The sequence below is a fragment of the Mobilitalea sibirica genome (assembly GCF_015999265.1).
In the GTDB taxonomy this organism is placed as follows: Bacteria; Bacillota; Clostridia; order Lachnospirales; family Lachnospiraceae; genus Mobilitalea; species Mobilitalea sibirica.
The window spans coordinates 1-1,014 of record NZ_JAEAGR010000039.1 but is presented as its reverse complement, the minus strand read 5'-3'; the positions used below and the strand labels follow the sequence as shown (position 1 = coordinate 1,014).

At 39.7% G+C, this 1,014-nt stretch carries 2 tRNA genes and 2 rRNA genes; all 4 read right to left on the bottom strand.

Going from position 1 to position 1,014, the window contains the following annotated elements:
* Positions 1-501: 501 nt before the first annotated feature.
* Positions 502-574 (bottom strand) — tRNA-Ala (locus I5677_RS17085).
* Positions 575-610: 36 nt separating this feature from the next.
* Positions 611-684 (bottom strand) — tRNA-Ile (locus tag I5677_RS17080).
* An 82-nt stretch (positions 685-766) separates the two neighbouring features.
* Positions 767-884, bottom strand: a 5S ribosomal RNA gene (rrf, locus tag I5677_RS17075).
* Positions 885-930: 46 nt separating this feature from the next.
* Positions 931-1,014 (bottom strand): 16S ribosomal RNA (locus I5677_RS17070); the annotation flags it as partial.

Sequence of the window (1,014 nt, the reverse complement as noted above, 5' to 3'; positions counted from 1 at the left end):
AGTTTAGATCAATTCTCTTATGAGTTCGTTTACAGTCTCATAACATGCCGCCTAGCGTAGCAGCAAGGAAGATTTCTCTTCTTAGGTTTATTACAGTTTTAGTTCCATGATGTTTGCGCCTCTCCCTGGCATATTAGATATGCCTCGGAAAGAACATCACTTCACTGGATGTCTTTCAATCAAAAAGTAATCATCTTTTTGATTGTCACAAAACGTTATCTTTCGATTTCGTTTTGTTCTCATTTTCTATGTGTAGTTGTCAATGTCCAATTGTCCATCCCCTTATTACTAAGGTTCTGGTTTGACTGACATTCATCAGTCATTACATACAAGTAAAAATAATATTTTATTATTAAACCTTACTTATATCTAATCACGGATAAATATCTTATATATTTACTTTACATTAATTTATTTTCTTCAGTTTTTCTAGCAGCGCGGATACTTATACTACACTAATCCGTTGCTTATGTAAACAGGTAAGTTTTGGAATGTTTTCGATGGAGATAACGAGATTCGAACTCGTGACCCCCTGCTTGCAAGGCAGGTGCTCTCCCAGCTGAGCTATACCCCCAAAAACTTTATTTAAATATAAATTTAAAATCGGTACTGGGCTTAAATGGACTCGAACCATCGACCTCACGCTTATCAGGCGTGCGCTCTAACCAGCTGAGCTATAAGCCCATATGATGTTACACGGATATAATAACCGATAACTCACAAAACTGCAGGACTTAAGATAAGTCTTGCTATAATGATAAATTTATTCTGGCAGCCACCTACTCTCCCATACCGTCTCCAGTACAGTACCATCGGCCGTCTAAGTCTTAACCATCGTGTTCGGGATGAGAACGGGTGTGTCCCCTAGACGCATCGCCACCAAAAACTTTGATAACTGAACAGTAAAACAACCCTTACTTTTTCTCTTAGAAAGGAGGTGATCCAGCCGCACCTTCCGATACGGCTACCTTGTTACGACTTCACCCCAGTCATTGGCTCCACCTTCGGCTGCTC